Source organism: Niveibacterium umoris (genome assembly GCF_014197015.1).
Taxonomy (GTDB): domain Bacteria; phylum Pseudomonadota; class Gammaproteobacteria; order Burkholderiales; family Rhodocyclaceae; genus Niveibacterium; species Niveibacterium umoris.
The window spans coordinates 119235-145683 of record NZ_JACIET010000003.1 but is presented as its reverse complement, the minus strand read 5'-3'; the positions used below and the strand labels follow the sequence as shown (position 1 = coordinate 145683).

Genomic DNA, 26449 nt, shown 5'->3' with positions numbered 1-26449 from the left:
CGGGCTGCGCGCGAGGCGCGACTGTAGCGCACCCGCGCGGCCCGTGGCGCCCGTCCCCGGGGCGCCTGGCTGTCGGACTACTTCTTGAAGTACACGCCGCAGCCGACGAAGCCGTCGTAGCCCGGAATCCGCTTCACATAGGCGCTTTTCTTTTCCAGCTCCTTGGTCTGCGGGTGCGGCCAGGTGTAGTCGATCCAGCCTTCGCCCTTGGTCTTGGCCATCTCGATCATTTCGCGGATGAGGAACTTCCCGTCTGCGGTCTTCAGGTCGATCAGGCTGGTATTGCGCAACTTGGGGTTTGCGCCGTGGGCAACGTTCTTGCCGCTGAAGTCGTAGGCGAACAGGTAGAGATCGCGGTCATGCCAGGGTTTGCTGCCGGGCGTGCTGAACTCGGTGAATGCGGTTTCCATGCCGGCGGATTTGATGTGGGCCAGCGCCTTCTCAACCAGGGCGCGGGCTTCTTCGCGGGAGCCCTGTTCCTGTGCGAAGGCCGCTCCGGCGGCCAGGGTCAGCAGCGCGGCGCAAAACAGACGGCGCAGGGTATGCATGGGAGTCTCCTGTCTCGGGTTGCCAGCGTCACCATGACACGGGTATCAGCGGTTTACGGTCCGCCGCTGCTGAGCTTGAGCGCGTCAGTGGCCGCCGGTATGTCGCAGATAGCGCAGCAGCCGGCCGCGGTAGGGCTCGGTGCCGTGCATGCAGTCGGCGCGGGTCTCGGTCAGGTCGAAACCCATGGCCGCCATGTGGCGGGTGAAGGCGGCGCGATTGCCCCGGTTCGGATCAACGATCATGACTTCGGCGTTTGGCGCTGCGTGGTGCTGGATGAATCCGGCCAGGCGGCCTCCCTCGTCACGCTCGTACAGCACGTCGCTGCCGATGATCAGGTCGAACTTGCCCAGTTCGCTGTCGCGGGTTGCCCAGTCGCCGTCGGCGTACTTCATCGGCGGCAGGGCGTTGAGTCGCAGGTTCTCGTCGATAAAAGTGCGGGTCAGCGGATGCACGTCGCTCGCGGTGACGTCAGCAAGCCGGCGGTGGGCGATCAGGCTCGCGAGGGCGAGTCCGCAGCCGACTTCCAGAATGCGCAGTCCGGCGAGATCGCGCACTGCCATCTCGCCGGCAAGAACGCGGCCTGACGGCCACAGCAGCCCGAACAGCGGCCAGCTCGCCGAGCTGATGCCAAGGGCCTCGGCTTCGCCATGCGGGTCGGCGTACTGCTGGCGATCGAGCAGCGAACGGATGTGAATGTCGGCAACGCCTTCGACGGCGATGCGTTCGTGTTTGACTTCGTAACCCGGCATGGGGCGCTTCTTCGGTGAGGCCGGCGCGGCAAGCGAATGCGCGGGCGAGTGGCTGGGCGTCGTGCGTCTGGGAAATGATCGAACGGGCACGAGGCTTGGAAGAAGCAGGGTGCGGGGCCGAGGGCGATTTCGCGGGGCAAAACAGAAATGAAAACCGGCGGGTGTCCCGCCGGTTCGATGCCGCAGTTTACCCGGTTATCGTGGACCGGGCAGGTTTGTTTTGCTCAGAAGCCGAGCTTGCGCAGCACATGGCGGCCGCGCGCCGCGAAGACCGTGTCGGGCATGCCGAGCTCATAGACGCTGCCGGACTCGGTTTCGATGCGTTTGCTGACCGGGTCGTAGGCTGCAATTGCGGTGGTGCTGCCGCGATGGCTGCGCAGGAAGGCGCCGATGATGGCGGCGGCATTGGTCACTTGCTCGGTGCGCACGCTGGTGGAAAGCCACCATCCGCTGATGCGACCGCGCACACGGCGATCGCCCAGGTAGCTCGCACCCTCCGGCAGCAGCGGGATCGCGAGTTCAGCATTTGGCGGCGCGACGATGTCTGCTTCCATGCGGGCGAGCAGATCATCGATGCCGTCAATGAAGTTTGTCTCCACCTGTTCCTGCAGTGTCTCGGTCATTGCTATGCCTTTGGAATTCTTCTGGGGGAGTGCCAAGAATATCCCTGTTGCATAGCTGGTGCGACCCCAGGGAAAACCCTAGGGGCGGCATTGCTTCACGGCTTTGTTCAATCGTGGGACAAATTCCTGTCGTGGGCCGCAAAGCGGCTTGGGCAGTTACGTTGTGCCGCTGATGGCCGCCGCGAGCCCTTGTCTGGCATGCGTGTCGGGCGAGTCGAGGCGCACGAGCGCCATGGCTTTCAGTCGAGCCCGAGGTCGCTGCGACTGATCGGATGCCCGGCCGGCGTGAGATGTAGCGCGAGCGCAGAGAGGGCGGCGTAGGCGCGACCGATATCCGGGTCGAGCGCGGCAGTGGCCGCACATTCGGCACGCACGGTTTCGCGATCGCCGCGTGCGAGCGGGCCGGTGAGCGCCTTTTGGGTGCCAGCGTGGTCAATCGCGGCAAGGGTGCCGTCGACCAGCGGACGCAATGCGCGCCAGGCGTCGTCGCGCGGCAGCCCGGCGTGTTCGAGACACTGCACGGCGCCTTCCATCAGCGCGACCAGATGATTGCAGGCCATCACCGCTCCGGCGTGGTAGAGCAGCTTGTGTTGTGGCGCGATGTCGATGCGCCGGCCCCCGATGGCCTCGAACAGCGGGGCGAGTGCCGCCACCGCCGAGGCATCCCCCTCGCTTGCGCACACCGTGCCGGCAAAGGCTTGTGTGGCCGCGGCCGGGTCGGCGAAGGCGCGCATCGGGTGTACGCTCGCGACCATTGCGTCGCGCGCACGTGCAACGCTCAGCACATCGGCGGTAAGCGCGCCGCTGCAATGAAACACGATGTCGCCACTGCGCAGGATCCCGCTGTTCGCCAGCGTCACGGCGGCAGCGCGGATCGCGTCGTCGCGGGTGGCAATCAGCGTGAAGGCGGCAGGCACGCTGGGCGTCGTCGTTGCCGCCGTGCCGGCTCCGATGAAGCGCACGGCGTCGGCCGCGACGTCCGTGGCAATGTCGCAGACCAGGCCGATCTCGAGCACGCCCGCGCGGTGCCACAAGCGTGCCAGCGAGCGGCCGAGCCGGCCTGCGCCGATGAGGTTCAGGCGGGGGAGGCGTGTCGTCATTGCAGTCCTTCCGGAGTCCCGCGGCGCCAGCCCGTGGTCGTGCGCGGCAAGCTGCGCGGCTTCAAGTTGGTGCAGGGATCATCCATAATCAGAAACATTGATACACGTGTCGGCATGCGGTGGGACTGAAGGATACGGCGATCTGCCACAGCGCCATGAAGGGGAGGCAAGCTTGAACGGATCCGAACTGCAACATCCGATCGTGTCGCCATTCTGCAAGGGTAGAGCATGCCGATGAATGCCGCGTGGGTGGGGTGGTCGCGCTCGCCGGGTGCGACGCTGCTACGCAGCTTCTTCGGCGCTCTGCTTGCGCTGGTGCTCGCCGCACCATGCGCAGCACAAGAGACGCTGGTGCTGCTCTACAACGAACGCCCGCCCTACAACATCAGTGGAGAGGGCGGGGAAGTCTCGGGCCTGGTTGCAACGCCGCTCGTCAATGCGCTTCGTGCATTGGGTATCCGCTATCGATGGGAGAACACGCCACTGGCGCGCCAGTTCAAGATGATTGAACTGGGCAAGGGCAACGAATGCATGGTGGGCATGTTCCGGAACCCGGAGCGCGAGCGCTATGGCAAGTTTTCGGCCCCGATCTACCGTGATCTCAGGATGGTGGGGATTGCCCGTGCAGAGCTTGGATTGCGCGACGGCATTCGCGCGGCCGACCTCATGGACGACCGCAGCAAACGCTTGATGCTCAAGTCAGGGCTGACCTATGGCACCGAACTGGCTCGCATGGTCAGGGAGCGCAAGCCGACCACCGAGTGGGTGACCGTCGAGAGCGTCCAGATGGTGCAGATGCTCAAGGCTGACCGTGCCGACTGGATGCCGGCGACCGAAGAAGAGGCCGGCTACCTGATCGCGCAGGCCGGCCTCGGGCCGCGCGATGTGACGGTGCTGCATTTCGCCGATCTCGGCGAGGGCGAGGCGCGCTATCTGCTGTGCAGCCGCCTGGTGCCGGACACGCTGATCAAGCGCATCAATTCGGCGCTGCCGACCGTCAGCGAGGGGCGGCCCGCAGGTGGTTGAGCGGGCGACGACCTGCAGCGCCCCTGCATTACCGATCGATCTTGACCTCGCTCCATACGGATGCGTACAGTCCGGCTTCGCCTGAACTCCTGCTCAGGCAGTCCGGTGAACTGTCATCTCCGAAAGGCCCTCTGATGTCGCAAAACCTGCCCCGTCGTGTCGCCATCGTCGGCGCCAACCGCATTCCGTTCGCGCGTTCAAACACTGCCTATGCGCAGCTGACGAACAAGATCATGCTGACCGACACCTTGCGCGGTCTGGTCGAGAAGCACCACCTGCAGGGAGAGCTGCTCGGCGAGGTTGTGGGGGGCGCGGTAATGAAGCACTCGCGCGACTGGAACATGGTGCGCGAGTGCGTGCTCTCGTCCGGCCTGAACCCCAACACACCGGCCTTCGATGTGCAGCAGGCCTGCGGCACGGGGCTGGAATCGGCGATCCTGGTCGCCAACAAGATCGCGCTGGGCCAGATCGAGGCGGGGATTGCCTGCGGCGTCGACACTACGTCGGACGCCCCGGTGGCCGTCAATCGCGGCCTGCAGCGCGCGCTGATGGACCTGAACGCCGCGAAGACGACGGGCGCCAAGCTCAAGCACTTGCTGCGGGCGATGAAGCCCTCGCACCTGATTCCCGAACTGCCGGCCAACGCCGAGCCGCGTACCGGCAAATCGATGGGCCAGCACGCCGAGATCACCGCCAAGCGCTACGGCATCACGCGTGAAGCGCAGGACGCACTGGCGCTCGCGAGTCACCACAAGCTCGCCAAGGCCTACGACGAAGGCTTCTTCGACGATCTCGTGATGCCTTACCACGGTCTGAAGCGTGACAACAATCTGCGGCCGGATTCGTCGCAGGAGAAGCTCGCCAAGCTGCCGCCAGCCTTCGACCGCAACGGCGGCACGATCACCGCCGCCAACGCTTCGCCGCTGACAGACGGCGCCTCGGCCGTGCTGCTGGCGAGCGAAGAATGGGCGCAGAAGAAGGGCCTGCCCATCCTCGCCTACCTCGTCACCGGCGAGGTCGCGGCGGTCGATTTCATCGACGAGCGCGAAGGTCTGCTGATGGCGCCGGCCTACGCGATTCCGCGCATGCTCGCGCGGCTGGGCCTCAAGCTGCAGGACTTCGATTTCTACGAGATCCACGAAGCCTTCGCGGCCGTCGTGTTGTGCACGCTGGCGGCCTGGGAGAGCGACGAGTTCTGCCGCACCAAGCTTGGGCTGTCCGGCGCACTGGGCAGCATCGACCGCAGCCGCCTCAATGTGAAGGGCAGCTCTATCGCGGCGGGCCACCCCTTTGCGGCCACCGGGGGCCGCGTCGTCGCTACGCTTGCCAAGCTGCTTGCCGAAAAGGGATCGGGCCGTGGCCTGATCTCGATCTGCGCCGCGGGCGGGCAGGGCGTCACTGCGATCCTGGAGCGCTGAACGACGATGGCCGACCTGCTGCTGCGCCTCGCAAACGATCGCCGCTCCGCCGGGCTGATCCGCAAGCTCGGGCTCCCGACGCCGGTGCGACTGGCGCGGGCCGAAGGCGCTTACGACGACGCGCCGCTGGCAGGGCGAGTCACTTTGGTCGGTGCAGCGCCCGGCGGCCTTGCCGTCGACGCCTTGCAGAAAGCCGCTGCCGAAGCCGGCGCGACCTGCGTGGCCGCACTCGCCGAAGGGCAATCGGCCGACACACTTCTGTTCGACGCGACCGCTTGCCGCGCACCCGCCGACCTTGCCGCCTTGCACGGCTTCTTCGCGCCCAAGCTGCGGCGGCTTGCACGCAATGCGCGGGTGCTGGTCGTGTCGGCCGATCCTTCGGAACTGGCCGACCCGGTCGCCGCCGCGACGGCGCGCGGCATTGAAGGCTTCGTCCGCGCGCTGGGCAAGGAAATCGGGCGTCGCGGTGCCACCGCCAACCTCGCGCGGCTTGCGCCGGGGGCCGAGTCGCAACTTGCCGGTCTCGTGCGTTTCTGCGGCGGCCCGCGTTGCACTTATGTTTCCGGCCAGGTGTTCCGGCTAACGTCGGCGCCTGCGCCAGCCCCGGCGGCGCGGCAGCTGGCCGGCAAGGTGGCAGTGGTGACCGGGGCTGCGCGTGGTATCGGCGCCGCGACTGCGCAGCGGCTGTCGGAAGAGGGCGCCAGGGTTGTTTGCGTGGACGTCGCTGCGGCGCGCGACGCACTGTACGAAACGGCGGCGCGGGTCGGCGGCCTGCCGCTGGTGCTGGACATCGCGGCACCCGATGCGCCGGCGGCGCTTTCGGCCTTCCTGCGCGAAAAGACCCGTGGTGTCGATGTCCTCGTCCACAACGCCGGCATCACGCGCGACAAGACGCTCGCCAACATGAAACCGGACGTCTGGGACGCGGTCATCGCGGTCAACTTCACTGCGATCACCGCGATCGACGCTGAATTGCTGGCGAACGGACTGCTGCACGATTCCGGTCGCGTTGTGTGCCTCTCGTCGGTCAGCGGCGTGGCCGGCAACTTTGGCCAGACGAACTATGCGACCAGCAAGGCCGCGCTGATCGGCTATGTCGCTGCGCAGGCGCCGCGGCTGGCGGCACGGGGCATCACGATCAACGCGGTAGCGCCGGGCTTCATCGAGACGCCGATGACCGCCAGGATCCCGTTGATGATGCGTGAGGCAGGGCGCCGCCTGAATGCACTGTCGCAGGGCGGACAGCCCCGCGACGTAGCCGAACTTGTCACCTTCTTTGCGTTGCCGGCGAGTGCTGGGGTCTCGGGCAACACGGTTCGGGCCTGCGGCCTGGCATTGATCGGCGCCTGACGGCCGCGTCGGCCGGTCGGCGGCGCGGCCCCGACATGTGTGGACAGTGCGTTGAAAGCTGTCACAAAAAATTCGCATTGCCCGGAAATGGCGCATCGATGGCCAAATCCTTGATCTTGATGGCCATTTCCGCACTTTTTCGGTGCGGGGGATGGTTGCGCCGTCGGAAAAAGCCCTACACTGCGACACCTGTCATATTCGCTCGCGATGTGTTTCGGCTATGAAACGACGGATTCGCAATCTGGCACGCAAGACGATGCGGCTCGCAGCCGCGCTGCTTCCCCGCGGCTCGCGCAATGCGCTGCTGCGCAACGCCGTGCGCTGCGAAGACGCGCCGCCGGATAATCTCGTTTTCAAACTTGCCGAAACGCGCGAGGAGCTGGAAGCCTGCTTCGAGCTACTGCACGAGGCCTACGTTGGCGCCGGGTTCATGGAGCCTGACGAATCCGGCATGCGCGTCACGCTGTACCACGCGCTGCCCACGACCACCACGCTGCTGGCCAAGTACGACGATCAGGTCGTCGGCACGATTTCGCTGATTCGCGAGAGCGCGCTCGGCTTTCCGTTGCAGAAGATCTTCGATATCGACGCGATCCGCGCCAAGGGTGGCAATATCGCCGAGGTGTCGGCGCTGGCGGTGCACAAGCGCTTCCGCATGCGTGGCGGGCTGGTGCTGTTTCCGCTGATGAAGTTCATGCGCGAGTACGCGGTGAAGTACTTCGATACCCGGCATCTGGTGATTGCGGTGAACCCGCGCCACATTCCGATGTACGAGGGCTTGCTGTGCTTCCGCCGGCTCAAGCAGAACCCGGTTGCGCACTACGACTTCGTCAATGGCGCGCCGGCGGTGGGCGCACATCTCGACCTGCACGAGATGCCCGAACTTTATCGCCGAGCCTACGCCCACCAGCCGCCGTCAAAGAACCTGCACCGCTATTTCCTCGAACTGAAGCTGCCGCATTTCCGCTTCCCGGACAAACGCTTCTTCACCACCAACGATCCGGTGATGACGCCGGCGCTGATCAACTACTTCTTCAACCAGCGCACCGATGCCTTCCGCAAGGCCACGCAGCGGGAAAAGGTGCTGCTGCACGGCATTTACGATCTGCCCGCCTACAAGGCTTACCTGCCGCCACTGCCGGACGATTCCTACCGCACCGAACTCAAGCGCCGGCAGCACCAGCGTTTTTCGGTGATGTGCCCGGCCGGCTTCCACGTGCGGGTGGGTGAGGGGCTGCGGTCAAGAGTGTTCCCGATGCGGGTGATCGAGTGTTCCCGCACCGGCTTCCGCGCGCAGTGCGAAGAGCCGATCCCGGTGGATATGGAAGGCGTGGCCTTTGTCGAGCTGGGCGAAGCTGACCGCTGCATGCTGCGGGCCAAAGTGCTGCGCCATGGCCGCAGCAGCGAGACGATCGCGATGTTCAAGCTGGTGGAGCCTGATCCCGTTTGGCTCAAGTTCGTGCGTGCCCTGCGCATGGCACGGACCCACAGCGAACTCGGTGACGCGACTCAGTTCGCTGAACAGCGCGCGGCCGCCACCGTACCGGCCTGATCGCGGCCGCGACGCTCGAAGCGGTCAGGCCATGCCGACCGGCGCAAAGAAGCGTTCGCCCAGTTCCGCGATGCCCAGCGTGTCCAGAATCTCCGCCAGTCGCGCTGCGGCCTTGCGTCCTGGCAGGCCTTTCGCGGTAGCGATGATCAGCTCGTTCTTCATCGAGTGTTCCCAGCCGACGAGCTCGGTCACATTCAACTGGTAGCCGTGAGCTTCGAGCTGCAGGCAGCGCAGCACGTTGGTCACCTGACTGCCGAATTCGCGGGTGTGGATCGGGTGGCGCCACAATTCGGCCAGAGGTGTCTTCAGCGCCTGCCCCTTGTTCTTGCGCAGCACCGCCGCCACCTCGGCCTGACAGCACGGCACCAGCACGATGTGCCGCGCCTGCTTGGCGAGCGCGAAGCGGATCGCATCGTCGGTGGCGGTGTTGCACGCATGCAGGGCGGTCACCACGTCGATCTTCTCGGGCAACGATGACGAACTGATCGATTCCGCGACCGACAGGTTGAGGAAGCTCATGCCACCGAAGCCCAGCCGGCCGGCCAGTTCGCGCGAGCGCGTGACCAGCTCTTCGCGGGTTTCGATGCCCCACACATGGCCCTGCTTCGCCGAATCCTTGAAGAACAGGTCGTAGAGGATGAAGCCGAGGTAGGACTTGCCGGCGCCATGGTCGACCAGACTCACCTCCGGATGTGCCGACAGCACATCCTGCAGGAGCGGTTCGATGAACTGGTACAGGTGATAGACCTGTTTGAGCTTGCGCCGGCTGTCCTGGTTCATCTTTCCGTCGCGCGTCAGGATGTGGAGCTCCTTCAGCAGTTCGACGGACTGTCCGGGGCGGACGTCGTAGGTCTTGGTCATGGCAGTACGGCCGCAAGGCCGGGTGAAACGAGGGCGCGATTATGCGCCACGCCGACGCTTGCCGGGCGAAGGCCGTGATGCACCTGCGGTAGTCATCTGCGGGTGATGTGGACGTGGCCGCTGCGGTGCGGCCAGACAAAGCGATGCCGCGCGGCGCACCAAGGCCCCGCGCGGCCAGGAGAGAACAGCTTAGCCGTCGATGCGCAGTTGCACCGAGGTGGCGGTGTAGATCGGCGTGACCTTGTAGCCCGGCATGCTGACGCTGCTGAACTTGCCGGCGACGCTGCCTGCAGTGATCAGGCTGATCGTGTCACCCACGACGGGTTGGTAGCCATTGGCGAAGCTGACGTTCAGCGCGCCGCCGACGAGGGTCATCGCGCCGCTGACCGCGAGACGCCCCCGCGACCCGTTGCCCAGGGCTAGTTCGAGGCTACCGTTGGCCAGTTGCGAGTACTTGCCCGCGATGGTCAAGATGCCGGGCGCGGCGATCTTGACGGTGCCGCCACTGACATAAACATCGCCCTTGCCGAAGGCCGTCGTCGACGCGCCGGTCAGCGTGCCGGCGGACACGACGCTGCCGCCGGTCCAGGTGTTGACGCCGGCCAGGGCCAGTGCGCCCGATCCCTTCTTGGTCAGCAGACCCGCGCCGCTGATGTTGTTCTTCCAGCTGTCGGCGGCGTTGAAGCCGCCCTGGCTGGCATCCATCGTCACGGTGACGTCGCCATTGAAGGCGCCGTAGCCATCGGCCGCCGCGAACAGGTTCAGGCGTCCCCAGCCCTCTGCGTCATCCATGACCGGGTAGCCCGATGCGATGGCGGTGGTCATCAGCACGACGCGGCGCTGGTCGGCGCTGAGGTAAGGCAGGCGGGTTTCAAGCAGTACTTCGGCCCCCTTGGGCACGACTGCGGCTGAGGTCGCGCTGGCGATCTGCGGGAAGCCGTAAGTCAGGCGCTTGGTGAAATTGGCCTTGTTGGTCGCGTAGTCTGCAAAACGGTCGCTGCTGGTCGTTGCGGCATGGGCATAGGTATTGAGGTCGGCCGCGGAGCCTACGCCTGCCTGGGTCTGCAGCCAGCTGTGCGCCTGCGTGAAGGCGGTGGTCTTGAGGCTGGCATTGGCCGCCTTGTTGAGGTTGTAGGCCACCACGGCAGTACCCTGAATGCGGCCGCCGATGACATCCAGCGGCGAGTGCATGCCGGCGAGGATGCGGTTCTCGCCCAGTTCCATCGCGCGGGTCAGCATTTCCTGGTAGCGCTCCGGTACCAGGTAGGCCATCGCCAGCGCGTCGCGCCAGCCTTCGGCTGTGTGGCCGCTGATGAAGCCGCCGTCGGTCGCCGGCGTTGTGCCTTTTGCCGGCACCAGCGACGGCGCGACCACGACCTTGCTGCTCCAGCGCCACGGGCGCCCGTACTTGAAGAAGCGCTTCGCGGGCTCGGTGGAACCGTCACCGCTCATTGCGGCGATGAAGTCGACGGCAAGACCCAGGTTGGTGTTGCTGGCGCTTCCGACGCCCAGGTTATTGCCGCTGTCGTCGTATTTCACGGTGCTCGCATCGGCCGCGATGCTGGTGATCGTCGTCGTTTGCTGGGCGCCGGTGCGCCAGGCGTTGGTCAAGGGGCCCATGCCGTCCGAGACGCTGTAACCCTTGGCGCGACGGTCGTCCAGATAGGCGGCGAGTTCCTGGTCGGCCGTGCGGGCGGCGGTCGCGGTTTCGACGTAGGCGATGTTGGCGGCGTGCACCGTGGCGTTCTTCACCACACCGTCGGTCGCGCTGCCGGGGATGCCGCTCCAGTCGGACGCGGTGACCGCAGCGCAGGTGCCGTTGGCAGCTGCCGTCTGGCCTGCGTCGACGAGCAGGCTGCGCGGCGTCCAGATATCCAGGAAGCCAGACACTACCCGCACGCCGGCGTTGGTATCGACGGTGGCATGACAGGCATCGCCGCGCACGTTGGTCGCGCCGTTGTCGACATAGGCGGCGACGTTGGCGGCGGCCGGGGCGCTGTCTTCCTTGCCGAGGCCGGCCGGCGCGGCTGGCGCAGTCGGCGTGGCGGGCGTTGCCGTGCTGGTGTCAGTGCTGTCGTTGCCGCCGCACGCGACGAGGCTCAGGGCTGAGAGGATGGCGGCGAATAGCGCGGCCGTACGGAAGGGGGTGGGGGTCTGCATGCAGCTGCTCCGACAGTCATTGTGAGTATGGAGCGCGGCACTTTAGTTCGGCCGGGTTACGAAATTATTTAGGGCGTGGCCGACCTTGGGGGCGCAGGTCATTGACCTTGCCGCCGGGTTGGCAAGGCTTGTCCCGCACGGCAAGGCGGCTGGCCCGGACGGACATGGCCTCATGGCGGCGTCGTGCGTAGGCTGTCGACACCCCAGATTCCGGAGCTCGCCATGGTGTTTCGACTATCGTTGCTGATCGTGTCGGCCTTCGTGGCCTGGGGCCTGATCTCGCCTGCGGGGCTGGCGGCAAGCAGCTCGGGCTGGCTCGCCGCCACGATGCGGAATTTCGGCTGGTACTACCTGTTGGTGGTATTCGGCATCGTCGTGTTCGCGCTCACCCTCGCATTCGGTCGCTTCGGGCAGGTCAGGCTGGGTGGTGCCGATGCCCGGCCGGAGTTTTCGCGTGCGGCATGGTTCGCGATGCTGTTCTCGGCCGGCATGGGCATCGGCCTGGTTTTCTGGGGGGTGGCCGAACCCCTGTCCCATTATGTTGCGCCGCCCTCGTACATCGAGGCCGCCTCGCCCGAGTCCGCACGCTTCGCGCTGCGTGCTGCGTTCTTCCATTGGGGGCTGCATCCTTGGGCACTGTATGCGGTGGTCGGGGTTGCCCTTGCGTACTTCAAGTTCAATCACGGCGCACCCGGCCTGCTCAGTGCCGCCTTCCGGCCGCTGCTGGGGGCGCGTACGGACGGGCCGATCGGGCGCTGCATCGACGTGCTGGCCATTGTGGTGACGGTGTTCGGTGTCGCCACATCACTGGGCTTTGGCGCAATGCAGATCGCGGGGGGGCTGAATCAGGTTTTCGGCATAGCGAAGACCCAGACGCTGATACTGGCCGTGATCGCCAGCGCCACCGTGCTGTTCCTGCTCTCGTCGGCGACCGGGCTGACCCGGGGCATCAAGTGGTTGTCGAGCACCAACATGGTCCTTGCGACACTGCTGGCGCTGGTGGTGCTGGTCATGGGGCCGACGCTTTTCATCATGGATGCCTTTACCACCACCGTGGGGGCGTACCTCGGTGGGCTGGTGCAGCAGTCAATGCGGTTGACGCCGTTCACCCAAGGCTCCTGGACCGCGGACTGGACCGTGTTCTACTGGGCCTGGTGGATTACCTGGGCACCCTTTGTCGGCATGTTCATCGCGAGGATTTCGCGCGGCCGTACGATCAAGGAGTTCATGGTCGGCGTGATGCTGGTGCCTTCGCTGGTGAGCTTCCTGTGGTTCGCGATCTTCGGTGGCGGTGCGCTGCAACTGGAAATGTTCGGCAACGTGCCGATCGCTGCGGCCGCGAAGGCCAATGTGGATAACGCATTGTTCCTGCTGCTCGCCTCCCTGCCGCTGGGGGAAGTGCTCTCGGTCCTCGCTGTCCTCGTGGTCGGCGTGTTCTTTGTGACCTCGGCTGATTCGGCGACCTACGTGCTGGGCATGTTGTCGTCGAAGGGGGCGCACAACCCGGGCGTCCTTCCGCGCACGGTCTGGGGCGTGCTGATCTCGCTGATCGCCGCGGTGTTGCTGATCGGCGGCGGCCTCAAAGGCTTGCAGACGATGGCCATAGTTGCTGCGCTTCCCTTCACGCTGGTGCTGATCGGGCTGTGCGTCGCCACCTGGCGGGCGCTGGACGCTGATACGGCATAGCCTTGCGCCTCCTCGATGGAGCCTCAGAGGGTGTGGGTCGCCCTTAATCGGTCGAGCGTTTCGTCAGGCAAGCCCAGGATCCCGCCGAGCACCGCCCGGGTATCGGCGCCCAACATTGGCGGCGCAGCGCGGTAACTGACCGGCGTCTCGGACAGGTGGATCGGGTTCGCGACCAGCGGCACATGGCCGGCGGCCGGGTGGGGCAGGTCGATGCGCATGCCGCGGTGCTGCACCTGCGGGTCGTCGAAGACCTGGCCGATGTCGTTGATCGGGCCGCAGGGCACGGCGGCGGATTCGAGCGCGGCGACCCAGTCGACGGTGCTGCGCGTGCGGGTGACGTCATGCATCGCGGGGATCAGGGTGTCGCGGTGCTTCACGCGGGCGGCGTTGGTCGCGAAGCGATCGTCCTGCGCCCAGCCGGTGCCGGCTTCCTTGCAAAAGCGGGCGAACTGCCCGTCGTTGCCGATGGCGAGGATCATGTGGCCGTCGGCAGTGGGGAAGGCGTCGTAGGGCACGATGTTCGGGTGCGCATTGCCCATGCGGCGCGGCGCCTTGCCGCTGGCGAGCCAGTTCATGGCCTGGTTCGCGAGGCAGGCGACTTGCACGTCGAGCAGGGCGAGGTCGATGTGCTGCCCCTTGCCGCTTTGCTCGCGCCACGCCACGGCGGCGAGGATCGCATTGCTGGCGTAGAGCCCGGTCAGTACGTCGGTGAGGGCGACGCCAACCTTCGTGGGCGGGCCGTCCGGCTGGCCGGTGATGCTCATCAGCCCGCCCATGCCCTGGATCAGGAAGTCGTAGCCGGCGCGCTCGGCGTAGGGGCCGTCCTGCCCGAAGCCGGTGATCGAGCAGTAGATCAGGCGCGGGTTGAGCGCCGACAGCGTGGCGTAGTCCAGCCCGTACTGCGCCAGCCCGCCGAGCTTGAAGTTCTCGACCAACACATCGCTCTTCATCGCCAGTTCGCGCACCAGCGCCTGGCCATCGGGCTGGGTGAAGTCGATCGTCACCGAACGCTTGTTGCGGTTGGTGCAGAGGTAGTAGGCGGCGACGTCGGTGTCTTCGCCCGCCTCATCCTTGACCCAGGGCGGGCCCCAGGCGCGGGTGTCGTCACCCGAGCCGGGGCGCTCGATCTTGATGATCTCGGCGCCGAGGTCGCCCAGCAGCTGCGTGGCCCAGGGCCCGGCGAGCACGCGCGAGAGGTCGAGCACCCGCAGGTGCGAGAGGGCGCCGGTGGTCATCGTGGGCCCCTTAACTGAAAGCCTGGATGCCGGTAATCGCCCGGCCAAGGATCAGCGCATGGATGTCGTGCGTGCCCTCGTAGGTGTTCACGACTTCGAGGTTCACCATATGGCGGGCGACGCCGAATTCGTCGCTGATGCCGTTGCCGCCCATCATGTCGCGCGCCAGCCGCGCAATGTCCAGCGCCTTGCCGCAGGAGTTGCGCTTCATGATCGAGGTCAGTTCGACGCAGGCGGTGCCGCTCTCCTTCATGCGCCCGAGCTGCAGGCAGCCCTGCAGGCCGAGGCTGATCTCGGTGAGCATGTCGGCGAGCTTCTTCTGGATCAGCTGGTTCGCAGCGAGCGGGCGGTCGAACTGCTTGCGTTCGAGCACGTAGCTGCGGGCGCGGGCAAAGCAGTCTTCCGCCGCACCGAGCGCGCCCCAGGCGATGCCGTAGCGCGCCGAGTTCAGGCAGGTGAAGGGGCCCTTGAGGCCGCGCACGTCGGGGAAGGCGTTTTCCTCCGGCACGAAGACCTCGTCCATCACGATCTCGCCGGTGATCGAGGTGCGCAGGCCGACCTTGCCGTGAATTGCCGGCGCGCTCAGGCCCTTCCAGCCTTTCTCCAGCACGAAGCCGCGGATCTTGCCCTCGTCGTCTTTTGCCCACACCACGAATACGTCGGCGATCGGTGAGTTGGTGATCCACATCTTGCTGCCAGAGAGGCTGTAGCCGCCTTCGACCTTGCGTGCGCGGGTCACCATGCTGCCGGGGTCGGAGCCGTGGTTCGGTTCGGTCAGCCCGAAGCAGCCGATCCACTCACCGCTGGCAAGTTTGGGCAAGTACTTGCGGCGGGTGGCCTCGTTGCCGAATTCGTAGATCGGCAGCATCACCAGCGAACTCTGCACGCTCATCATCGAGCGGTAGCCGGAATCCACGCGCTCGATCTCGCGCGCGATGAGGCCGTAGGCGACATAGCCCAGCCCGGCGCCACCGTATTCGGCCGGGATCGTCGCACCGAGCAGGCCCAGTTCGCCCATCTCGCGGAAGATCGCCGCGTCGGTGCGCTCATGGCGAAAGCTCTCGGTCACGCGTGGCAGCAGGCGCTCCTGCGCATAGGCATTTGCGGCGTCGCAGACCATGCGCTCGTCTTCGGTGAGTTGCGCGCGCAGGTGCAGCGGGTCGTCCCAGCTGAAGGTGGCGGTGCCGGCCATGTCTCTCTCCTTTGGTGTCGGGGCTGCGGGCGCGAGCGGTGCGCAGTCCCCTCGGAACGCGCAGCGTCAGCAGCCTGTGGTAGCCCGCATCGTGCCGCCGCCGCTTGCGGGGCGCAAACGCTTTTCCTGCATGACGGTGTGCGAAACGTGCACTTGTAGCGTCCGCTGGGCGCAGAATGCGGGCTGATGATTGAGTTCGATGCACTCCGGAGCCGCCGATGCGCCGCAAGATCCCCTCCACCGCTGCCTTGGTCGCCTTTGAGGCCGCGGCCCGACACCGCTCCTTCACCAAGGCCGGCGAAGAGATGGCGCTGACGCAAAGCGCGATCTGCCGGCAGATCGCCGGGCTGGAGGAATTCCTCGGTGTCGAACTGTTCCGTCGCACCCGCCGCGGCGTGCTGCTGACCGAAGCGGGCGAGCGTTACCGGCGGCAGGTCGCAAGCCGGCTCGATGCGGTCGAGCGCGACACGCTGGAACTGATGGCCGGACGCGGGCAGGGCGGCACGCTGGAGCTGGGCGTGGTGCCGACCTTCGCGACGCGCTGGCTGGTGCCGCGGCTCTCGCGCTTTCACGCGCAGCACCCGGACATCACGGTGAACCTCTCGGTCCGCACCCAGGCCTTCCTGTTCGACGAGTCGGGCCTGGATGCTGCGATCACTGCGGCGCTGGCGCCCTGGCCGGGCACGCAGGCGCAGCGGCTGCTGGGCGAGGTGTCGGTGCCGGTCGCCAGCCCGGCCTTGCTGGGGGGCACGACGCCGCTGCCGGCCAGCGAACTCGCGCGCCTGCCACGCCTGCAGCAGAGCACCCGACCCTACGCCTGGCGGCAGTGGTTCGCGGCGCAGGGTCTTACCGTCGAGGGCGACCTCGCCGGCCCGCGCTACGAACTGTTCTCGATGCTCGCCGAGGCGGCAGCCGGCGGTGCCGGCGTCGCGCTGATCCCGCCACTGCTGATTGCCGAGGAACTGGCGAGCGGGCGGCTGGTGTGCGCCAGCGATTCGGTGCTCGACGAGGGGCGGGCGTACTGGCTGGTTTGGCCGGAGGGGCGGGGCGAGGGGCCGTTGATGCGTGCGTTCCGCGCCTGGTTGGCGGACGAGTCCGTCGCCTGCATGTTGCACGAATGACGTGATCGGTCGGCGGGGCGGTACGCCTGCTAAGCTCTCGCGCCGTCCACACACCGGCGCGGATTGCCCTGTGCCATGAAGACACCCTCTGCCGACATCATCGAATCCGGCGCAACTCCAACGCGGCGCTGCGGCCACTGTGACCAGCCGATGCAGGTATTGCGGCTTGTCGGGCATTACGGGAAGTCGGTGGAGATCGACGTGTGCGCGCCCTGCACGCTGATCTGGTTCGACGAGACCGAATCGATCCGGATCGCCGGCCCCGGTCTGGTGGAACTGGTGAAGGTGATCGATGCCAGCATGCGCGTCGTGCCGACCTTCCTGCCGATGCCGGCGCACTTGCCCTGTCAGGTGTGCGGCGCGCCTTTGAAGCGGGTCTATAACCAGACGCGCTACGGCCGCACCGCGCATCTCGATTGCCCGGCGCAGCACGGCACGTACCAGAGTTTCATGCTCTTCCTCGCCGAGAAGGGCTATTTCCGCCCCTTTGAATGGGCAGACATCCAGCGTTTCGCAGCCGCTGGCCAGCCGCCCAGGTGCAGCCAGTGCGGGGCCACGCTGGATGCGCGGCCGCAGCACACCTGCCCGTATTGCGCGTCGCCGGTCGGCGTCTATGACCCGGCCCGGCTTGCCCGCGCCATCGATCGTGACGAGGCTGCCGCGCCAGTGGTGGCAAGCCCGCGCGCCGCGCAAGCCGCCTGTGTCGCCTGCGGCGGCATGGTCGATCTCAGCCGCGACACCGCCTGCCCGCACTGCCATGCGCTGATCCGGCCGAGCGACACGGCGAGCGCGGTTGCGGTGTCGGCCGAGGTGGCGGAAGACGTGGCGCGTAACCATGAGCGGCAAACGCCCTACGTATCACGCCGCAAGCTCGAAGAAGGCGACCACCGCGTCGTTGCGGGCGCCTATGACGAAGAAGATGCGGGCAAGCGACGTCGGCGGCTGTTCGCGATGGGGCTGTCCGTGCTGGCTTCGCTGGGCATATGGCTGTCGCTATCGAGCGTAGGCATCGGTTTTCGCAGTCCGATCGTGGTCTTGAACGACGACGGTTCCGAAACGCGCATGTCGGCACGCGAATACGAAGCGATCGAAGCCCGCAGCCGCGACCGCGCGCAGCGGGGTGTCGACCATGGCCCTGCCGGCAAGGCCCCGCCGCAATTGAAGCTTCAGCAGCGCGGCGAGGCTCTGGTCCTCACCGCCGATTCGGACCTTCCGCTGGTGGTTTCGGTGAACCTCGCCTATGAGCAGTTGCGCGATGCCTGGATACGCTGCGGCATGCAGCTCGACCAAGCCACGCCTGGCAATGGCCGTTACGCCGTGCTGGGCACGCGCGGTGCCTCGGCCAGTTTTCGCCCCATGCCTCATTGCTCCGACACCCTGCGTCGGAAGGGGCGATACGAATTCATCGTCACTTCGGGCGGCCGGGATATCTACAAGTCCGACTCGGCGTTCTTCGACTGAGCGGTGGCCTCAGATCACGAAGTCGACCACGCCTTCGCCTTCCAGCGCACGCATCGCCGCGTGGGTGGATAGATGCACTGCGCCGCTGAGTTCGGCGAGAAAGCCGCTCTGTTTGATGCGGTCCATCACCGGGCCCTTGACCTCGGCCAGATGCAGGGCGATGCCCTGGTCGGCGAGGCCGCGGTTGAGGTCACGCAGGCCTTGCAGGGCGGAGACATCCACCGCGTTCACCGCCGACAGCACGAGCAGCACGCAGCGCGTGTCCGGGCGGCTGCGCAACAGGCCGACGATGGCGTCGCTGACGAATCGGATGTTGGCGAAGTACAGGCTCTCATCGACGCGGACCGCGAGTACGCCCGGCTGCATCTCCACTGCGTAGCGCAGCCGGTTGCGGTAGTGCTCGGTGCCCGGCACGCGGCCCAGTTCCGCCAGGTGCGGCGCGCTGGTGCGCCACACGAACAAGGCCAGCGACAACGCCACGCCCAGCACCACCGCATCCACCACGCCTGCGACCAGCACCGTGACGGCGGTGGCGATGAAGATCCACGCATCGCCGCGTTCGTATCGCCACGCAAGGCGCAGCACAGAGAGGTCGATCAGCTGGACGACCGCCACGACAATGGTGGCCGACAGCGCGGCGAGCGGCAGGTGCGCGAACAGCCCCACCGCGACAAGCAGGATCACTAGCATCCACACTGCAGCAAGCAACCCGGCCAGTTGCGTGCGGGCGCCGGCGAGTTCGTTCGCAGCGGAGCGGCCAAAGCTTGCCGATACCGGGAACCCGCCGGTGACGCCTGAGGCGACGTTAGCCAGCCCCAGCGCGATCAGTTCGCGATCCGGGCTCACCGTCTCGCGCCGCTTCATCGCCAGCACTTGCGCAATCGAGTAGCTGTCGATGAAGCCGATCAGCGCGATCGCCGCAATCGATGGCAGCAGCCGCACCAGCAAGCCGGTATCTGGCAGGGGCAGGGCGAGCGGCGGCAAGCCGGGCGGCAGGGGGCCGACCACCTTCACAGGCAGCGCCGCAGCGTTGGCGGCCAGTGCCGCGATCACGATCACGAAAAGGGGCGCGGCCTTGCCCAGCAGGTCGGCCGGCCGTGCCGGCACGCCGATGCGGCGCAGGCCGGTTGCGAGCCACGCGCGGCAGGCGAACAGGGCGATCAGGGTGGCGGCCGACAGCGCCGGTGCGGCCCAGCCAATGTCGCGGCGGGCGTTCCAGATCCGTTCGATCATGGCTCCCGCATTCGCGGCATGGCTGTCGATGCCGAGCAGGTTGGGCAACTGGGTTAGCAGGATCAGCAAGGCCGAGCCGGTGACGAAGCCGCCGACCACCGAAGCTGACAGGTAGTTGGCGATGAAGCCAAAGCGCAGCGCGCCCAGCGCCACCCGCACAAGGCCGGAAAACAACGCGAGCGCCGCCGCCAGCACCGGGTAGTCGGCCGGCGGCACCTGCGCGAGCCCGGCCAGCGCCGCGGTGGTCATCAGTGAGGGCAGGGCCGCGGGGCCCACCGACAGTGCCGCGCTGCTGCCGACCAGCGCATAGCCGACCACCGGCACGATGCTGGCGTACAAGCCCGCCTGCGGCGACAAGCCGGCCAGCAGCGCATAGGCCAGCCCCTGCGGCACCAGGAACAGCACCAGCGTGAAACTGGCGATCAGGTCTTCGCTGAAGTCGGCTCGCTGGTAGTCGCGCAGCCAGCCAAGCAGTTTGAACGATGGTTCCAAGCGGGCTCCCCCAATCGCGCCGCACTTCGCGGGGCGGTTCAGCAAAAGCGCAGCCGGATGCGCCGACTGCGGCGTGCGGTACTCACGCCTCGCACACGAATTCCGACTTCAGCGCCATCGCGCCAATACCGTCGATCTTGCAATCGATGTCGTGGTCGTCATCGACGAGGCTGATGTTTTGCACTTTGGTGCCTACCTTTACCACCAGCGGCGCCCCCTTCACCTTCGGACTTGCATTGCGGACAGTTGGGCCGGGTGCTCACTGGAGGGATCTCGTCGAGTTTGAACCGCGGGGTGGTCACGATAGCCCTGCGTCGGCCCCATTGCGTGGCATTGGTTGGGCGACGGGGAGTCCGGTTTGCGAATGCGTGCGAAATCTTACTCCGGCGCGTCGTCCTTCTGGTTCTACGTCACTGCCGCCAAGTGTTCGGACTCTCGGCGTCGTCTGCAGAGTGAGGCAAAACGGGGCCGTGAGCTTGTGCGTTGCAAGGCTTCAGCCCCATCTGCGAGACCGGCATTCGATGCACGCGGTTCTGGTCGCAGAGCGGTACGAGTGCGAGGGGCCGCGCCAAGCTTACTGTCCGCTCGCCGAACATCGGCAGTTGGTCGTCACGCAGGCGACAGCCAAGATTGGCCGACGACGCTGAAGAGCGTCAGATTTAGTTTCAGCAGGAGACCTTCAGGCGGCAATACGGTTATCGCGTTTTCGTCACCGCCTACAAAGGTGTTTGTGAGTGCGCGTCCTCAAGCATCGGTCTTGAGGTCGTGCACGTCCGGGTGGAGGCTACGGCCACAACCAGTATCCCCGTGGTCGGATCGTTCCGTAGAGCGTGACGTCGCCTTCTGCGACGAGTGTGCGAAGGTCTCCGTTGTTGAGCGGCACGCGCCACAGTTGCACCTTGCCATCACCGAGCTGTGTGGCGACCAGCATGTCCGTCACGGTCTCATACGCCACCAAGCCGTTCGCGCGGGCGATGCTCTTGAAGACGTAGCTACCGATCTCAGTGGCACTGCTGTAAAGATGAACCGTCCTGTCCGTTACGCCACTGAAGTAATTTGGCCCGATCGTCGCCATTGCAGCGCAGCCGTTGTCTACCCGGCGCAGAGGCCTCGTCTTGGCGACGACGCAGCCGAGCATATGGTCAGCATAGAGTGATGAGGCCCCGCTGCCGTACATCACAAACTGCGTCGACATCTTGTCACCGGTTGCAGCATCGCTGAGGTAGTACTCGCTGTCGCGAACCATGTCATGGGCCCCGAACAGCACGCTCTGATCCAGCGAGATCGCCCGATCTGCAGGGCTCATGCTCAGCCCCACCCGCATCGTGTGCGCAGCGTCCAGCGTGATTTCGCGAACCTCCGACATGCGCATTTCCCCTGCCTGCGTTGGCGCAGGTCCGATGCTCAGCAAGTAGAGCCGGCCGTCGGCAACCCCGGCCAGGGTGACACGATCGTAGTCCGCATCGGCCAGCTTGGTCAGTTGCGGCGATGCCGCGGGTGCAAAGTAGTAAAGCGCGCAACGTGCGGTGGCATCGGTCGTGGCGCAGAGCGCGGCACCCTCGACATCCTGTGCGAGCACGCTCCAGCCGGTAATGCGACCGACATCTCCCGCAACAGGGTTTACCGGATCCTCCTGGACGGTGCCATTGACGGTATGGCGGTAGTAGAGCTGTGCCGCTGCGAGGCGAAGGCTGCCGGCCATTGCGCCGTCCGCGCCGATTCCCACGGGCACCTGGTCGGCGGGAAGCACGCTGGTCGCATGCGCCGCCATCGTGACCCAGAGCACCTTGTCTCCGGTTGCCGAAATGCATCCACTATCGGTGGCAAAGCGCACGCCCAGAGCGGCCAGCACGTTGCCTTGACGAGCACGCACCTGTGTGACCGCCGGATCATCCGGCGCAGCCTTGTGGCCACAAGCCAGGATCTGCTGACCGCCTGTATCGAGTTCTTGGACGAGCGCGCTGTGACCGTCAGCACGGCCGCTGACCCAGAGGGCTTTTCCGCCGTTGATCAAAAGCAGGTCGTGATGCCTTGCTTCTTCTGGGCGCTCGACCGGCAACGCGAAATCCTGCTCGGCCGTGATGCTTGAAACCGTCAGGGGGCCATTGCGCTGTCCATCAAGTGGAATGGCGAGCAGCGCGGTACCGCTTCTTGCAAAGGCGTAGCGACCTGCCGCGGGATACGCGTTGTCGTTAGCTTTGTCGCCGCCGCCGCAGGCAGCCGCCGCGATCGCAAGCATTGCGATCGCGATGTGGCGAAATGAGTCCTGAAACATGATGTGTCGCGCGGCTACCGTTGGCAGATATCGCGCCCGGGAATGGTGATGTGTCCACTATAGCCCGTTGGTGTTATCGCCGCCTTAAGTCAGGCAGGGCGAGGCGGCCGCAGTCGTACCCGCGTGGCGCCAACGGTTGCGAATGGTGATCCGTTGAATTGCCACGCGCCGGTGCAGCGGACAATCTGTATTCCAGCTGTCACCGTTTCGCCGTGCAGCGGAAGCGGGCGACATCTAGCCTCTCGGCATGGGGCTACAGTCCTTGGAAGTTCGGCTTGCGACGCCGGAAACCGCTCCAGACCTTCGTCAAGGCAAAAGGGGACGATTGCCCGCAAAGCGGGGAGCATGGACATTGCTGCCATAATTCGCACTGGTCGAGCAATTCAAACACGCTCGGCGAACCTCGATTTTCTCAACTCTGCAATGGTAATCATGAAGAAGATTCTGCTCGTCGCTTTGCTGGCTACTTTTGGTGCGTCGGCCCATGCCGCACCCGTCTCTGAGTCGGGTACTGGCGCCTATGTTGGCGTCGGCGTCGGCCTTTCCTACCACGACACCGGTTTCGACAACGTAAGCGGCGACACGGGTTACAAGTTCTTTGGTGGATACATGTTCACCCGTAATCTTGGGGCCGAGGTGGGCTATGCGCACACTCAGGCTTCCGGGACGGTCTATGCGTGCGAAGGCGGATGCTATGGCGTGAACCTGAAGACGACCGTGGATACGTACTACGGCGCATTGGTGGCAGTAATCCCGCTCGGTGACAACTTCGCGCTTTCTGCGAAGGTGGGCCTGGCATCGAATTCGGCAAAGGCGGACGCGTCCCTGTACGGCTACGGTGCAAGCGCATCGGAGTCGAAGTCCGGCGGAATGTACGGTCTGGGCGCGCGCTACAAGTTCACCCCGAACTTTGCGATCGGTGCCGAGTACGAGGGCTACGCGAGTGACACGGCGTTGGGTTCAGTCAACGTCCAATACGCGTTCTAACGGCCTGTGCCGGGCCCGCTACGGCGGACCGGGCGCTGGTGCAAGCACGCGGAATGACTGTTCCCCAATGCGTGCCAGACGCCACCATGCGGCGTCTGGCACGCATCCGTAATTTTGATCATTGGTCGGGGCTGGGTATGAGAGGCCCTTTACCACAGCGCCATGACGCTGGCGCGGCTTCGTTTGGAGCGGGGCGCGACCCAGGTGTCGCGACAACCTGGCCGCTTGCAGCCGCGTCGCGATGACGTCGGCACGCTGCTGGGCGCGCAGCCGGGCTTGCCAACTGCTGCGCGCTGCGCTCACGCCTTGCGCACGAACTCCGACTTCAGCGACATCGCGCCAATGCCGTCGATCTTGCAATCGATGTCGTGGTCGCCATCGACGAGGCGGATGTTCTTGACCTTGGTGCCGACCTTCACCACCAGCGACGAGCCCTTGACCTTCAGATCCTTGATCACGGTCACCGAATCGCCGTCCTGCAGCACATTGCCGTTGGCATCCTTGATCACCCGCGCCGCTTCGGCGGACTCGGCCGGCGCGGTGGTCGACCACTCATGGGCGCATTCCGGGCAGATGTACATCCCGTTGTCTTCGTAGGTGAATTCGGACTTGCACTGGGGGCAGTTGGGCAGGGTGCTCACGAGGGGCCTTGTATTCGTTGAAACCGCGGGTGGTCGCGAAGCCCCCGGTATCGCCCCCGCGCAGCGGCATCGAAGGGGGCGGGGAATCAGGCTTGCGAGGAAGGGCGGCATTTTACCCCGCCGACGCCATGGTTTATGCCCGACACGTTGGCCGACCGCCGCCGCAGCCGGGCCGGCAGCCCAGCGCAAGGCATCCGCCACGAAACGACCGCGCAGCGTGACATGCCCTTGCGCAAGCGGCGCGGCAAGCAGCGACAATCTGCCCTTGTACGCACGTCGACTTCTCTTGCCTGGCCAGACCACCGAAACCCTCGCCCAGGCCGAAGCCAAGGTCGCCGGCCTCGGGCAAGGCCTCAGGGCAAGACATCCGGCGCACCGAGAACCGGCAACGCCTGATGCAACTCACCGCCCCGGTGGACGGCACCGTGCAGCAACTCGCGATCCACGCCGAAGGCGGTGTCGAAACCCCGGCCCAAGCGCTGATGGTGATCGTGCCCAAGGAAGGCCAGGCGGAAGTTGAAGCGGTGCTGGAGAACAATGACATCGGATTCGTAAAACCAGGCCAGGTCGCCGAGATCAAGGTCGAAACCTTCCCCTTCACCCGCTACGGGACGATTCCCGGTCAGGTCAATTTCGTAAGTGGCGATGCGATCAAGGACGACAAGCAGGGCTTCATTTTCCAGGCCCGGCTGAAACTCGATCGCAATGCGATTCAGGTGGATGAACGCGCTGTGCCGCTTTCACCCGGTATGGCGGTGAGCGCCGAAATCAAAACCGGGCAGCGGCGGGTGATTGAGTATTTCCTGAGTCCCGTGCTTGGGACGACGAATGAGAGTTTGAAGGAGCGGTGAAGTCTATGAGTATGGCGGATACTAGCACCACGAATTTGGAGTCTGGAACATCGAAAATGCGCAGATCGCAAATGTGGTTGTTCGCACGGAAGCCAGTATTGCTCGCCTTGATTCCGCTCACGCTAATTTCCACAGGCTCTGCCCTTGTTGCTTGCATTAGGTCAGAGAGAGTAAACCACACAAAAGGATCCCCGTCCGTTGGCGTATCTTCAGTCTCAATACTTGTGAAGGGAAGGCTCAATGGCATTCCTGTTGCGATAAAGCGAGATCATCTCAAGTACCCTATTCACTATCTTGGCACATCTGTGTGGGGGTCTGACAATGAGTATTCACGTCGCAAGTCAGATCCGAACGACTCTGAAATAAGCGACTTTACTGTTTATCTCCAATGGCCTTCGCTAGCCCCACGAGGGCCATTCAACGACGCGAGCTATGCAAAAAGCACTACTTCGTTCTCGCCAAGTAGTTGGATATCCATATCAGTTGTAGCGGAACCTGCCCAAGACGCCGCAGCCACCCATCAATCGCTCGCCCTAGAAAATTCCCGGCTATTGCAAAGCCTTATGAATCGCATGGCAAGTGAATCCCACATGCTTTCTGGCGACAAGATGCCGATCCGCCACCCAGATCTCAAGTATTCCGTGTCGCTTGACGAAAAGGCGCATTTTGGTCTTCGTTTCGCAGCGCCTACCGGACGTGGGACCGATACAGCGTGGCTTGGAAACGATTTGTTGTACTGGACGGAAGGTCCCTCAGGGGCGATAGATACGTTAATTAGTTGTGGGAATGGCAAATTGCCAGATCCCACCACCATTCATAGATGCAGGCATCGATTCGTAGTTCCGGAATTTCAGTCTAGCGTCGAGATTGGGTATTCCTCAGATCTTCTTCCGCAGTGGAGAATCATTGAGGTCGCTTCACGTCGCTATTTGTCTTCCATCAAAGCGCACTATTAACATTCAGCAATTTCGCTAGGATGCTACATATATGGGAATGCATATTGTTTCAAAGGACATTAGTGATGCAGAGACGCTATTGAATCAGGGGCGCCTGAGCGATATGTATTCTTTGCTCGCAAGCAAAGGGGATCGCTATGCTGAGCTTGCCAACGGAGTGGCAAAAGGGGATACGCTCGCAGGGCAGACGGCATTGAATTGCATGAAGCAGACAGCCTGGTAGGGCGGCTCCGCCGCAGGCGTACCCGCGCGGAGAAAACGGTTGCAAATTCGTGACCCGTTGAATTGCGGGTTACGCCTTTGGCTAACACGCAATTCAACTACGCTGTCACGTTCATTTTTTCGGAGCCATCGCGATGGCGCGGTATCGGCGTGCAAACGTGGCGGGTGGGTCGTACTTCTTCACGGTGGTGACGGAGCGGCGGCAGGCGATTCTGACCGACGCCGCGATACGCGAGGCGCTGCGGGCGGCAATTGAAACGGTGCGGGTAAGGCGCCCCTTCCGGATCGATGGCTGGGTGTTGTTGCCGGACCACCAGCATACGATCTGGACGCTGCCGGAGGGCGATGCTGACTTTGCAACCCGTTGGCGCCTGATCAAATCACACGTTACCCGTGCCTGCGGCGGCGCGTACTTCCGCTCCGCGTGGCTCACCGATCGCCGAGCCAAAAAGGCCTGCGGGACACTCTGGCAACACCGTTACTGGGAACATCTGTTGCGCGACGAGGCGGATCGTCGTCACCCCCTGGATTACCTGCACTGGAACCCGGTCAAACACGGACGGGTAAAGCAGGTTGCCGACTGGCCCTGGTCGTCGTTTCACCGCCATGTGGCGCTGGGCAACTATCCGTTGGATTGGGGTGTGGCTGTACCCCTCTAGCCCCACGTTCAATCGCGAGGCGCGCCCGGTGTCGAAGCTAGGGGTTGCGT

The 26449-nt window shown here is 65.0% G+C and carries 22 protein-coding genes and 1 pseudogene; 11 read left to right on the top strand and 12 right to left on the bottom strand.

Translation table 11 applies throughout. The annotated features are described in order from the left end of the window. Nucleotides 1-77 precede the first annotated feature (77 nt). From GGR36_RS20015 to GGR36_RS20000, 4 genes are all read right to left on the bottom strand, one after another. Nucleotides 78-548, bottom strand: coding sequence for a cache domain-containing protein (locus tag GGR36_RS20015; RefSeq protein WP_183637673.1), 471 nt, complete (start codon nucleotides 546-548; stop codon nucleotides 78-80). An 84-nt stretch (nucleotides 549-632) separates the two neighbouring features. Next, complete coding sequence (locus GGR36_RS20010; protein WP_183637670.1) at nucleotides 633-1298, bottom strand: class I SAM-dependent methyltransferase; 666 nt, start codon at nucleotides 1296-1298, stop codon at nucleotides 633-635. A 224-nt stretch (nucleotides 1299-1522) separates the two neighbouring features. Then, the gene (locus GGR36_RS20005) at nucleotides 1523-1921 is read right to left on the bottom strand and encodes a hypothetical protein (RefSeq protein WP_183637667.1); all 399 of its coding nucleotides are present in this window, start codon (nucleotides 1919-1921) and stop codon (nucleotides 1523-1525) included. Between the two features lie 239 nt (nucleotides 1922-2160). Beyond that, entirely contained in the window at nucleotides 2161-3021 is an 861-nt protein-coding gene (locus GGR36_RS20000) for a Rossmann-like and DUF2520 domain-containing protein (protein WP_183637664.1), read from the bottom strand. 228 nt (nucleotides 3022-3249) lie between these two features. On the opposite strand from GGR36_RS20000, the gene GGR36_RS19995 reads away from it, so the two are divergent. From GGR36_RS19995 to GGR36_RS19980, 4 genes are all read left to right on the top strand, one after another. Then, a complete protein-coding gene (locus tag GGR36_RS19995) occupies nucleotides 3250-4047 on the top strand; it encodes a substrate-binding periplasmic protein (protein ID WP_183637661.1) in 798 nt (265 codons plus the stop codon). 134 nt (nucleotides 4048-4181) lie between these two features. Further along, nucleotides 4182-5465, top strand: coding sequence for an acetyl-CoA C-acetyltransferase (locus GGR36_RS19990; RefSeq protein WP_183637659.1), 1284 nt, complete (start codon nucleotides 4182-4184; stop codon nucleotides 5463-5465). 6 nt (nucleotides 5466-5471) lie between these two features. Beyond that, a complete protein-coding gene (locus tag GGR36_RS19985) occupies nucleotides 5472-6815 on the top strand; it encodes a 3-oxoacyl-ACP reductase (RefSeq protein WP_183637656.1) in 1344 nt (447 codons plus the stop codon). Between the two features lie 220 nt (nucleotides 6816-7035). Beyond that, nucleotides 7036-8367, top strand: a complete 1332-nt coding sequence (locus GGR36_RS19980) for an N-acyl amino acid synthase FeeM domain-containing protein (protein WP_183637653.1) — start codon at nucleotides 7036-7038, stop codon at nucleotides 8365-8367. A 24-nt stretch (nucleotides 8368-8391) separates the two neighbouring features. On the opposite strand, the gene GGR36_RS19975 is transcribed toward GGR36_RS19980, so the two are convergent. Together GGR36_RS19975 and GGR36_RS19970 are read right to left on the bottom strand one after the other, a co-directional pair. Next, nucleotides 8392-9228, bottom strand: a complete 837-nt coding sequence (locus GGR36_RS19975) for a class I SAM-dependent methyltransferase (RefSeq protein WP_183637650.1) — start codon at nucleotides 9226-9228, stop codon at nucleotides 8392-8394. 189 nt (nucleotides 9229-9417) lie between these two features. Continuing rightward, nucleotides 9418-11388, bottom strand: coding sequence for an acid phosphatase (locus GGR36_RS19970; RefSeq protein ID WP_183637647.1), 1971 nt, complete (start codon nucleotides 11386-11388; stop codon nucleotides 9418-9420). A 222-nt stretch (nucleotides 11389-11610) separates the two neighbouring features. On the opposite strand from GGR36_RS19970, the gene GGR36_RS19965 reads away from it, so the two are divergent. Further along, nucleotides 11611-13074, top strand: a complete 1464-nt coding sequence (locus tag GGR36_RS19965; RefSeq protein ID WP_183637644.1) for a BCCT family transporter — start codon at nucleotides 11611-11613, stop codon at nucleotides 13072-13074. A 23-nt stretch (nucleotides 13075-13097) separates the two neighbouring features. Here GGR36_RS19965 and GGR36_RS19960 read toward each other — a convergent pair whose 3' ends face one another. Next, nucleotides 13098-14309 (bottom strand): CaiB/BaiF CoA transferase family protein, encoded by a 1212-nt coding sequence (locus tag GGR36_RS19960; RefSeq protein WP_183637641.1) that lies wholly within the window; start codon nucleotides 14307-14309, stop codon nucleotides 13098-13100. Nucleotides 14310-14319: 10 nt separating this feature from the next. Further along, a complete protein-coding gene (locus tag GGR36_RS19955) occupies nucleotides 14320-15501 on the bottom strand; it encodes an acyl-CoA dehydrogenase (RefSeq protein WP_183637638.1) in 1182 nt (393 codons plus the stop codon). Between the two features lie 218 nt (nucleotides 15502-15719). Here GGR36_RS19955 and GGR36_RS19950 point away from each other — a divergent pair, with 218 nt between their 5' ends. Together GGR36_RS19950 and GGR36_RS19945 are read left to right on the top strand one after the other, a co-directional pair. Further along, a complete protein-coding gene (locus tag GGR36_RS19950) occupies nucleotides 15720-16622 on the top strand; it encodes a LysR family transcriptional regulator (protein WP_183637635.1) in 903 nt (300 codons plus the stop codon). A gap of 75 nt (nucleotides 16623-16697) precedes the next feature. Continuing rightward, complete coding sequence (locus tag GGR36_RS19945) at nucleotides 16698-18083, top strand: TFIIB-type zinc ribbon-containing protein (RefSeq protein ID WP_183637632.1); 1386 nt, start codon at nucleotides 16698-16700, stop codon at nucleotides 18081-18083. Nucleotides 18084-18092: 9 nt separating this feature from the next. On the opposite strand, the gene GGR36_RS19940 is transcribed toward GGR36_RS19945, so the two are convergent. The 3 genes and pseudogenes from GGR36_RS19940 to GGR36_RS19930 form a co-directional block, all read right to left on the bottom strand. Further along, complete coding sequence (locus tag GGR36_RS19940; RefSeq protein ID WP_183637629.1) at nucleotides 18093-19808, bottom strand: SulP family inorganic anion transporter; 1716 nt, start codon at nucleotides 19806-19808, stop codon at nucleotides 18093-18095. Between the two features lie 82 nt (nucleotides 19809-19890). Then, nucleotides 19891-20034, bottom strand: a pseudogene (locus GGR36_RS19935) (PhnA domain-containing protein); the annotation flags it as partial. 558 nt (nucleotides 20035-20592) lie between these two features. Continuing rightward, a complete protein-coding gene (locus tag GGR36_RS19930; RefSeq protein ID WP_183637624.1) occupies nucleotides 20593-22047 on the bottom strand; it encodes a hypothetical protein in 1455 nt (484 codons plus the stop codon). Nucleotides 22048-22515: 468 nt separating this feature from the next. On the opposite strand from GGR36_RS19930, the gene GGR36_RS19925 reads away from it, so the two are divergent. Further along, nucleotides 22516-23070 carry a porin family protein gene (locus GGR36_RS19925; protein WP_207064546.1) on the top strand — a complete coding sequence of 185 codons (555 nt, stop codon included), beginning with the start codon at nucleotides 22516-22518 and terminating at the stop codon, nucleotides 23068-23070. Nucleotides 23071-23369: 299 nt separating this feature from the next. Here GGR36_RS19925 and GGR36_RS19920 read toward each other — a convergent pair whose 3' ends face one another. Next, nucleotides 23370-23711: a zinc ribbon domain-containing protein YjdM gene (locus tag GGR36_RS19920; protein WP_183637619.1), complete on the bottom strand. Its 342-nt coding sequence runs from the start codon at nucleotides 23709-23711 to the stop codon at nucleotides 23370-23372. A 395-nt stretch (nucleotides 23712-24106) separates the two neighbouring features. Here GGR36_RS19920 and GGR36_RS19915 point away from each other — a divergent pair, with 395 nt between their 5' ends. From GGR36_RS19915 to GGR36_RS19910, 3 genes are all read left to right on the top strand, one after another. Next, on the top strand, nucleotides 24107-24562 hold the full coding sequence (locus tag GGR36_RS19915; protein WP_183637616.1) for a beta-barrel domain-containing protein: 456 nt from the start codon (nucleotides 24107-24109) through the stop codon (nucleotides 24560-24562). A gap of 987 nt (nucleotides 24563-25549) precedes the next feature. Next, the gene (locus GGR36_RS21710; RefSeq protein ID WP_221229640.1) at nucleotides 25550-25741 is read left to right on the top strand and encodes a hypothetical protein; all 192 of its coding nucleotides are present in this window, start codon (nucleotides 25550-25552) and stop codon (nucleotides 25739-25741) included. Between the two features lie 133 nt (nucleotides 25742-25874). Further along, complete coding sequence (locus GGR36_RS19910; RefSeq protein ID WP_183637613.1) at nucleotides 25875-26399, top strand: REP-associated tyrosine transposase; 525 nt, start codon at nucleotides 25875-25877, stop codon at nucleotides 26397-26399. Nucleotides 26400-26449 lie beyond the last annotated feature (50 nt).